Below are 9254 nucleotides of genomic sequence, written 5' to 3'. Positions count from 1 at the left end.
GCCTCCAAGCTGTCCTACGGCCCGACGGACATGCTGAAGAAGTACGGCGTGCACCTCAGGGGACGCCCGTCCGAAGCCCGCTAGAGCTTCTCCAGGTCGTGAACGGCGGCCACGTCGATCCTGTGGTCCGCGGCAAGCGACTCCACGGTCTCCAACGCCTCGCAGGGAAACTCGCAGGCCAGCCCGCAGCTGGAGGACAGCTTGCGGGGAACGGGGGCGATGCGTGCCCCGATCCCGGCCTCCCTGCAGGACCGCTCGAACAGCAGCGCCATGCTGGTCGTCTTGAATGTGGCGAGACAGCTCAACGAAACACACCTCCCTTCTCGAAAAAACGTCTTTCCTCTCGGCTTTCTCCTCTTCAGACTTCCCTTCTTCGAGGACCGGAGCTCGCGATTTTTTGGAATCCAGGCAAGATTATACCCTCCGGCTGACTTACCGGAACGGCCTCATTTTTCGCCCGGAACGGCAAAAAGGCCGGGGAACGTATATAATGAAAAACGGCTGCCGGGGCCGCGAAGCACGGGGCAAAACGCGCCTCCCTGCAGGGGGACCCCTGGACGGCGGAGGCCATGTTTTTCGGACGGGGACCCGGGAAACCGAAGGGGGAGAACCGCACTTTCGCTTCGCCGGTACGGCAGCGCTCCCCAACGACAAAAGGGAGGCGGATTCGTGCTTTTTCTCATGATCGGGATTGTCGTTGTCGTGGCCGTCGGGGCCCTGCTCAAGCAGCAGGCGAGGCATGCCCTCCCCAACGAGGCGCCGGCACAGCCCGTCCTCAGCGAGTCCGACGAAAGGGCGCCGCAGGCCGTCCCGCTTCCCCTGGAGGAACCCGACCGCCTTGTCATCGCCGGATCCTCCGAGGAAAGGCCGGCCTCCATAGGCGAAAGGGACGAACGTCCTGCCTCTTCCGCCCCCTCGGAGGAGCGGATCGAAGGACAGGCGGGCCTACCGGCTATCCAGGAGGAGATCGACCCCCTCACCCCGGTTCTGGCTGCGGCCCCGATCAGCTCTCCAAGCGCCGTGGCGAGCGCGACGTACTCCTCCGCGGCCCCAACGGCCCTGGGCGGGGATTCGCCCTACTCCTACGGTGCCCCTCAGGAACGAAAGAAGCCGGGAGCCGCTCCTCTGCTTCTACGCTGGTGCGGAAAGACGGGCTCGCTCCAGATCGGGGATTTCGTCATCCTCGGGCCCGTCACCTACTGGTCCGACGGCTCCAGCACCACATCGGAGCCCTGCTGCATCGACATCACCCTGCCCGTCGAGTACCCGGACGAGGAGACGCCGCTTCCGGCCGACGGCGCCGTCTCCTACGAGGCCATGACGCCGCTCCAGCGCGGAATTTACCTGACATGGCTGGCAGGGGGGCGCATCCAGCCTCCCCAGCATGTCTGTTACCCGGCCCTGTGGCTCTTCGGCCTCGAGCGCCGCGTCCTGGTCGACCGTCTGGACCTGGGAATCTGCATCGGCGAGGCCTTTCGCCTGATGCCGCTTCTCCGTTGGGAAAGCCTCAAGGACAGCCTGGTTCGCTTCGTCACCTGGATGGCCGTGAAGCTCTGGCTGCCCGAGGAGGACCTTCTCGCCTTCTGTAAGACCTTGGCCGTCGTCCCCGACGAGCTGCTCGGCATGCTGCTCGGACCCTATGCCGGCTCCGGGCTGCCCCTGCCCGCCATCGTGGCCTTCACCCTGATGCGCTCCTCCCGAACCCTGAACGCCGCATCCGCCGCCGACCCGGAAAAAGGCGGCTTTGTCCCTTCCCCCATGTGCCATTCGGAGGCCCTGTTCGAACAGTTCTCCCCCCGGTATCGAAGCGCCTGCAGGGGGGGGCTCGTGCTCACCCGTCCCAGGACCTCCGTTTTCCTGGCCTACGTCCCGACCAATCCCTCGCTGGCCTCCGAGAAGAACGCCTCCGGCGGGGTTCTGGAGCTTCCCAACTTCTTCGAGAAGCTCGAAGCCTTTGCCCCTCTGATCGCGGTCTGGAGGGATCTGATGCGGGAGGTCTCCCAGACCGCCGCCGAGCGGGAGGCGAAGGAGCTGACCGACCGCCCCGATCTGGAGGGCTTCGTCCTTCGCCTTCGAGGAGAGGCCGACCCCGTGTCGCAGCCGGCCGGCCCCACCCGGACGACGCTCGCCGCCCTGGCGGACCTGATGGGGATCCCCTGCAGCGAACCGGACTCCAAACCCAGGGGATCGGACAGGAAAAGAATCGTGGAGACCGCCCGGGTGGAGGGCTATGGGATCCTTCCGAACCTCGGCATCGCGGGGAAGGATTACCATTGGGGCGACCCCGTCCTCCTCGTGCCCATGGAAATGGGCGCGCGGCTCTCCGCGGACTACTGCGCGTCCGAACTTCTGCTGGAGTTCGCCTGTTCCCTGACGGGACCCGAGGACTTCGCCCAGTTCGAGGCCCTGAGGCTTCGCCTGGACGAGTATTTCGCCCTCTCCCCGGAGGACCACGCCCGGCTTGCCGCCCTGGCGGACCTTCTGATCCCCAACCCCTCGACGCCCGAATCCTGGGGCGAGGTGCTGCGTTTCTGGCTTCAGGAGGATCAGCGCGCGGTCCTGAGGAACTTCATGACGAACTTCCTGGGGTTCCTTCCCTCGGAACGGCACCCGGAACTCCTGGGCCGGATCTGTACGGCCCTCGAGGTTGCGCCGGACACCCTCCCGCTGCCGGACGAGAGGCCCGCCCCGGAGCGGGGGAGGGAGGTCGCGAACATCCTCGCCGCGCTGTTCAAACACTCGTGATACAATGCACCTTCCGACAAGGGCATTTTGCAAGGGTTTCCGGGACGGTCGGGGAGGCTTAAAATATCCGTGGGACCGCCGTCCGGCCAAAAACTTTCAGACCGTATTTTTCAAGCCGTTTTGAGGAGGAGTCGCAGCATGTTCGATTACGTGGTTGTCGCCGACGATTATACCGGGGCCGTGGAGACCGCGGCAAAGTTCATGAACGGGGGTTACCGCACCGCCGTGACCCTGGATTCGGGTTCTCTGGGGTCCCTCAGGAAATACTCCGTCGTCGCCGTCGATACCGAGACCTTTTTTTCTTCTCCGGAACGCGCCGGCAGCAAGCTCGAGAACGTCGCACGCGACCTGATGCCCTGGAAGGACAGCACCGTCTTTTTCAAGCGCATCGAGCCGGGCCTCCGGGGCAACGTCGGACCCGAGGTACAGGCCCTGGCCCGTGAGATGGGGTTCGACACCATCATCGTCGTGTCCGCCTTCTCCCGCAGTCGCCGGGCCATCGAGGAGGGGACCGTCTACCTGGACAAGCACGAGCGGATGTCGTCCCTCACCGTGACGACCTCGCAATCCGCCAGCTCGGCCGCGACCGTCGCCCTTCTTGCCCAGGCGGGATTGAATCCCACCGAGATCCCGGCCGACCAGATCCGATCGGGCCGGACGGCGGAGATCGTCGCCAAGGAGGGATGCTATTGCTTCGACGCCGAGAACGACGAGGACCTCCGGATGATCGTGCGGGGCGTTCTGAAGGCCCGGCCCGCCAAAGAGGTGCTCTGGGTGGGGTCCGTCGGGCTCGCCGAGGCCCTGGCCACGGCCCCGAAGCCCTTCGTCTTCGTCGTCGGGACGGCCCATCCGCGAAGCGTGCGCCAGGCGCGCCAGCTGCTGGAGAATGGATTCGTCCAGACCGTCGGCGTCTCGGCTGCAGGGATTGGGACCGACCGGGCCGCGGAGGCCCTCGTCAGGGCGGCGGACGAGGCGGAGCCGCTGCTCCGCTGCGGACAGTCCATTCTGCTCATCGCGACGACGGAGGAAAAACGTTTCGTGCGCGGCGAATACCCGAACGGGGACATCGAAGGGTTCATGGACCTGATGGCGGACACGGTCCGCGAGATCATGGGACGCACGAAGATCGGAGGACTGTGCGTCACCGGCGGGGACTGCGCCGTGCGCATCGCCCAGAGGGTCAAGGCGGAAAACGTGGCCCTGGAACGGGAGATCCAGGAGGGGATCACGCTCCTGAGCCTGTCCGGAGGGCCCTTCGACAGGCTTCCCATGATCTCCAAGAGCGGCTCGCTCGGAGGCGAACGCGCCCTCGTCCACTGCATGGAGTACTTCCTTCACCACGACGAGAACCCCGACACCCTCCCCTGGATGTGAGGACACAAAGCAGATTCGCCCCCGGCCGGGAAACGTGTTCCCCGGCGCCCCTCTCAACCGTTCCCACAGGGGAACGGTTAGGGGTTCCAAGGGACTCGTCCCTTGATGAAGCCCCTGAGCGACCCGCACAACTCGCTTTCGCTCGTTGGCGGTCTGCTTATGGCAGGGTTCGGGACGGAGCCCCGAGATCCCGTCTTTCGTTTCTTCATCACGCGCGGGGGAAGCGGCGGGCGAAGTAGGCGCGGAGGCGGGCCAGCCCTTCCGCAGCCTCCTCGGACAGCGTCTCGGGGCAGGCCCTCCTGAGCTCCTCGACCTCCTCCTGCGGAAGCACGACGCGCGCGTGCCGGCGTCGCGGAGCATCCTGCGTGGGCCGGGGCCTCGGGGTCGGCGGCCCGAGGGTGACCCGGATCCCCTCGACGTCCAGGTTCCAGCGGCCCTTCAGGATGCGGAGGATGTTGCCCTTCATATTGACGATCTGCTGGGCGGCATGGGGCGTTGCCGCGGCAATCCGCAGTTCTCCGTCCTCCAGCTCGTAGGGGGCCGAGAGACGGGCCCGGACGGGCCCGACGACCGCCGCCCAGTTCCTCGTTACATCCTCCAGCCGTTCGATCCGCTCGTTCCGCCCGGGGACCATCCCCTCCAGAAGCTCCTTCAGGGACGTCACCCGTTCCAGGCGCCCGCGCCCCGCTCGAATCGCGTTTTGGACGTTTTCCCCCGCGGGCCCCTTCATCGCGCTTCCCCCCCGCCCGCGGAGTTCCCGCCCATCCGCCTGACGACGACGGAGAGGAGCTGGACGTCGGCGGGCGTGACCCCGGATATCCTCAGGGCCGCCCCGAGCGACCGGGGCCGGAAGCGCAGGAGCTTCTGACGCCCCTCCGAGGAAAGCCCCTTCACGGCGATGTAGTCGAACCCGTCCGGGACGAGCACGCCGTCCAGCCCGGCCATGCGTTCGGCCAGCCGGGCCTCCTTCTCCAGATAGCCCGCATAACGCAGGCTCGTCTCGACGTAAAAAGCCGAGTCGGGCTCCAGGGCCGACCCCTGTGGACCCGGCTCCCCGATCAGCTTTTCGACCAGGGGGTACGTCGCCCCGCGATGCCGCAGGAACGCCGCGGCCGTCAGCGATTCCTTCGGCGGCTCGGCCCCAGAGGCCTCGCAGAGGCGGTCCGTCTCCTCCGAGGGCACGATGCGGATCGATTCCAGCCGGGCAACCTCGCGGTCCTCGCACTCCCACCGCCGTTCCAGCCCGGCCCAGCGCTCCGGGCTCAGCAGCCCGAGACGATGCGCCAGCGGGGAGAGACGGCGCGCGGCGTTGTCGTGCCGCATCAGCAAACGATGCTCGCAGCGGCTGGTCAGCATCCTGTAGGGCTCGTCCGTGCTCTTCGTCGTCAGATCGTCCGCCAGAACCCCAAGGTACCCGTCCGACCGGCTCAGAACGAGCGGCGGCTCGCCCTTCACCGACAGGGCCGCGTTGATCCCCGCCAGGAGCCCCTGAGCCGCAGCCTCCTCGTAGCCCGAGGTCCCGTTGACCTGACCGGCGCAGAAAAACCCCCGAAGCTCGCGGTTCTCCAATGAAGGTGAAAGTTGATCAGGCGTTAGATACGCATAATGGATCCCATATCCGGGCCGAATGATCTTGGCCTCCGCACACCCCGGAAGGGAACGCACCATCTCGACCTGGACGTCGTAGGGCAGGCTGGTGGAGAAGTTCTGGACATAGACCTCCTTCGAGTCGGCCGACACGGGCTCGAAGACGATGGGATGGGTCCTTCTGTCCGGGAAGCGCAGGAACTTGTCCTCGATGGAGGGACAGTAGCGCGGCCCGAGGGCGTCCATCCCCCCCGTGACGAGGGGGGAACGGTGGATGCTGCGCTCCAGGATCTCGTGGGTACGCTCCGTCGTCCGGGAGAACCAGCAGGCGTAGTCCGACCGGTAGACGCGCTTTTCACCCCAGATGTCGAAGCAGAGCGGCTCCTCCTCCGACCGCTGCGGCGCCGCCGAGGATAGGTCGAGGGTGTCGAGGTTCAGGCGCGGCGGCGTGTCCGTCCTCATGTACCCCAGCCTCAGGCCCAGGGCCGCCAGGGAATCGAGCAGGCGCTCGGCCGACGCCTGTCCCATGGGGCCCGAGGGAAAGGAGGCTTCCCCCACGTAAACCCGCCCGCCGAGGTACGTCCCCGAACAGAGGACGACCGCACGGGCCTCGTAGCGCGAGCCATGACGGGTGAGGACCCCCCGGACCCGGGATCCGTCGATCGACAGCTCCACGGCCTCGTCCTGATGCAGGTCGAGGTTCCTGCAGGCGTAGAGCAGGCCCCGATAATGGGCCGCGTACCGCGCCGGGTCGCACTGCGCGCGCAGCGCCCGGACGGCGACGCCCTTCGAGGTGTTCAGCCAGCGGATCATCAGGGTGGAGGCATCCGCAGCACGGGCCTGCTCGCCCCCCAGGGCGCTGACCTCCCGGACCAGGTGCCCCTTTGCCGGACCGCCGATCGAGGGATTGCAGGGCATCAGCGCCGTGGCGTCCACCCCGAGGGTCAGAAGCAAAGTGCGGCGCCCCATCCGGGCGGCCACCAGAGCCGCCTCGCACCCCGCATGCCCTCCGCCGATCACGACGACATCATACCGGTCCTGGAACACGGGAGATCACCTCACAAGACAAACGACAACGGGGGCTTTGCCCCCGTCCCCCAGTCGGGGAACGTGTTCCCCGACGCCCTCAACCCTCAAGAAAAAAGAAAAATTAACGATCCAGGCCGTAGATTTGGGCCGGGACCTCCGGAAAGGGGTTCTCCGTCCCCGTCACGAACACCTGCCAGCCCGTGCCCAAGAGGGCGGACCCCGCCTCGCGCCTTCCCGCCGCATCCAGCTCCGCCCCAAGGTCGTCGAGGAGCAGGACCGGCCGAGCCCGGAGATATGTCCCGACGAAGCGCCCCGCCATCAGAATCAGGGAGACGACCAGCCGCCGCTTCTGCCCGCGGCTGAGGGCGGCGGAGGCGGGCCGCCCGAGACACGATACGACCAGATCGTCCCGGTGCGGCCCGGCGAGCGGACGGCAGGCACGCGCCTCCCGCTCCGCCGTCGCCTCCAGCGCCGCGAGCAGAAAGTCGGAGCCGCTCCCCGGAATCTCGGGCTCGGCCCTGAGGACAAAGGGAAAGGGGAGGGAAAGGGGGGAAAAGTCCGGCTCGGTCCTCAGGCCCTCCAGCATCCGATCGAGCACCCGCCTTCGGCTCTCCAGGATCCATCCTCCCAGACGAACAAAGGGCGGGGTCGTCCTCGCGGGAGAACGGCCCTGCCGCAGAAGGGCGACGCGATGGCGGACGAGCTGGCGATACTCCGAGAGCCGGCGCGCATAGGAGGGGATGCAGAGGGCGCAGAGCCGGTCGAGAAAACGGCGCCGGACGGAGGACGGGCCGTCGATCAGGTCGATATCCGTGGGCAGGAAGGAGAGGGAGGGAAGGCGCGCCCGGAGGTCCGACCCGCTGATCCGCTCTCCGTCCGCCTTCAGGGTCATGCGGGACGAGAGGAGCGCCGAGACCTCGATGTCCCGCTCCCCGGAGGTCCTCGCGGCCAGAAGCGCCCGCCCGTCCGGCGAGTCCCAGGCCACGGCCGAACTCACCCTCCCCGAGAACGTCCCCCACCCGGACAGGACGTTCAGGGACTCCAGAAGGTTCGTCTTTCCGGCGCCGTTTGGGCCCAGGATGAGGTTCAAGCCCGGCCCCCAGTCCGTGCGGCGCACGGACCCGAGGTTTCGATACCCCCTGAGGGCGATGCTCTGAAACCTCATCTCGAGGCCCCGAGGGAGGAAAAACGGGAAGGGGGAAACCGAACGGCTTTTCTCAGAATGGCTCCCCTTCCCCCTCCCCGGGGGCGAGTTCGGCCAGGGCCTGGAGGGGTTCCTGGCCGGGCCCGGCTTCGGCCTCCTCGTCCTCCATGAGGTCCTGGGGGCTCAGGCGGGTCGGCATGAGCATGTACAGAAAATCCTCCGAGCCCTCCCGAAGCAGCCGGGTCTGTCCCTCCCCGCCGTTGAAGTCCATGCGGATCTCCCCGCTGCCGAGCGCCTTCAGGCCGTCCTGAAGGAACCCGACGTTGAATCCGACCCGAAGGGGGTCGCCGTCGATGTTCGAGTCCAGGACCTCCGTAGTGGTCCCCAGCTCCGGCGCCCTGCCGGTCAGGCGGAACTCCCCGCCGGGCGAGAGGTGAAACACCACGAGGCGGGTCAGGGTGTTGCGGACCATGATGTCGATGCGCTCCAGAGCGGGCAGCAGCTCGTCGCGCTGGATTCTGAGGGTCGTGGAGGCCCCGGGCGTGAGGATCTTCTCGTAGTTCGGGAAGGAGGACTCCACGCGGCGCGCCGAGAACTCCAGGCCCTCCAGACGGAACCAGACGGTGGAGCCGTCGTACAGGACGTCTATCCGGGACTCCGGCGCGTTTCCCATCAGAAGGCGCACCAGCTCCTTGAGGGCCGGAATGGGAAGCAGCAGGTCGACCTCCGCCCCGGCTTCGCAGGGACACTGGGAGAGGGAGAGCCGCTTTCCGTCCGTCGCCACGATCTTCAGAAGGTCCCTCTGGGCCTTCAGCAAACAGGCGCCCAGGTACTTCGGAAAGTCCGCGGGCGTCGAGCTGGCGACGGAGCCCTCGGAGATGGCCCGGGCAAGGTCCGCCGCGACGATGGTGCACAGGGGGTCCGCCCCGTCGCTTCGGGGGATGTTGGGGAATTCCGGGACCGGCCAGGTGGCGAAGCGGGTCCGGTTCCTCCCTGCGGAGAGGGTGCCCCTCTCGTCGTCGATCTCCAGAGAGACCTTGTCGTGGGGCGTTTTTTTGAGAAATTCGCCGAAGATTCGGACCGGCAGGACCGCCGACCCCGCGGTGACGGTGCGGATGCCTTGGGCCGAGCAGCGTATCGCGGTCTTGAAGTCCGTGGCCTCCAGGTACGTCTGTTCCTCGGAGGCCGTGATCAGAATGCCGCTTATGGCGCTGATGGTGCTTTTGGTGCTGCTGGAGCGCTCGGTCATCTGCCAGGCCTTCAGAAACTCCAGGCGGTCGAGCTCTATCTTCATCGTGTTCACCGTTCCCTTCCGTGCGCTTTTCTGTCCTGGGTTCCGTCGAGGGAGCTGTGAAGAACCTCCTTGTGGACAGTT

7 protein-coding genes are annotated in these 9254 nt (G+C 66.9%); 2 read left to right on the top strand and 5 right to left on the bottom strand.

Features of this window, described 5'->3' with window-relative positions:
• Positions 1–80: 80 nt before the first annotated feature.
• The gene (locus Q0176_RS05380) at positions 81–305 is read right to left on the bottom strand and encodes a DUF3343 domain-containing protein (protein WP_299299991.1); all 225 of its coding nucleotides are present in this window, start codon (positions 303–305) and stop codon (positions 81–83) included.
• A 364-nt stretch (positions 306–669) separates the two neighbouring features.
• Between Q0176_RS05380 and Q0176_RS05375 the strand changes: the two genes are divergently transcribed.
• Complete coding sequence (locus Q0176_RS05375) at positions 670–2745, top strand: TerB N-terminal domain-containing protein (RefSeq protein ID WP_299299989.1); 2076 nt, start codon at positions 670–672, stop codon at positions 2743–2745.
• Positions 2746–2883: 138 nt separating this feature from the next.
• A complete protein-coding gene (locus tag Q0176_RS05370) occupies positions 2884–4119 on the top strand; it encodes a four-carbon acid sugar kinase family protein (RefSeq protein WP_299299987.1) in 1236 nt (411 codons plus the stop codon).
• A 208-nt stretch (positions 4120–4327) separates the two neighbouring features.
• On the opposite strand, the gene Q0176_RS05365 is transcribed toward Q0176_RS05370, so the two are convergent.
• The 4 genes from Q0176_RS05365 to dnaN form a co-directional block, all read right to left on the bottom strand.
• Positions 4328–4849: a DciA family protein gene (locus tag Q0176_RS05365; RefSeq protein WP_299299985.1), complete on the bottom strand. Its 522-nt coding sequence runs from the start codon at positions 4847–4849 to the stop codon at positions 4328–4330.
• Entirely contained in the window at positions 4846–6753 is a 1908-nt protein-coding gene (gene mnmG, locus Q0176_RS05360) for a tRNA uridine-5-carboxymethylaminomethyl(34) synthesis enzyme MnmG (protein ID WP_299299983.1), read from the bottom strand. The genes Q0176_RS05365 and mnmG overlap by 4 nt, the downstream gene beginning before the upstream one ends.
• A gap of 103 nt (positions 6754–6856) precedes the next feature.
• Positions 6857–7900: an AAA family ATPase gene (locus tag Q0176_RS05355; protein WP_299299981.1), complete on the bottom strand. Its 1044-nt coding sequence runs from the start codon at positions 7898–7900 to the stop codon at positions 6857–6859.
• A 52-nt stretch (positions 7901–7952) separates the two neighbouring features.
• On the bottom strand, positions 7953–9173 hold the full coding sequence (gene dnaN, locus Q0176_RS05350; protein ID WP_299299993.1) for a DNA polymerase III subunit beta: 1221 nt from the start codon (positions 9171–9173) through the stop codon (positions 7953–7955).
• Positions 9174–9254: the final 81 nt, after the last annotated feature.

This window comes from uncultured Fretibacterium sp. (assembly GCF_938040765.1).
Taxonomy (GTDB): Bacteria; Synergistota; Synergistia; order Synergistales; family Aminobacteriaceae; genus CAJPSE01.
Note: the sequence above shows the minus strand (reverse complement) of the source record. Positions and strands in the feature narration are given on the sequence as shown.

What these genes read in the sequence shown, in the direction of transcription:
- Q0176_RS05355 (WP_299299981.1), bottom strand. Translation starts at nt 7,900, where the DNA reads ATGAGGTTTCAGAGCATCGCCCTCAGGGGGTATCGAAACCTCGGGTCC.
- Q0176_RS05370 (WP_299299987.1), top strand. Translation starts at nt 2,884, where the DNA reads ATGTTCGATTACGTGGTTGTCGCCGACGATTATACCGGGGCCGTGGAG.
- dnaN (WP_299299993.1), bottom strand. Translation starts at nt 9,173, where the DNA reads ATGAAGATAGAGCTCGACCGCCTGGAGTTTCTGAAGGCCTGGCAGATG.
- Q0176_RS05365 (WP_299299985.1), bottom strand. Translation starts at nt 4,849, where the DNA reads ATGAAGGGGCCCGCGGGGGAAAACGTCCAAAACGCGATTCGAGCGGGG.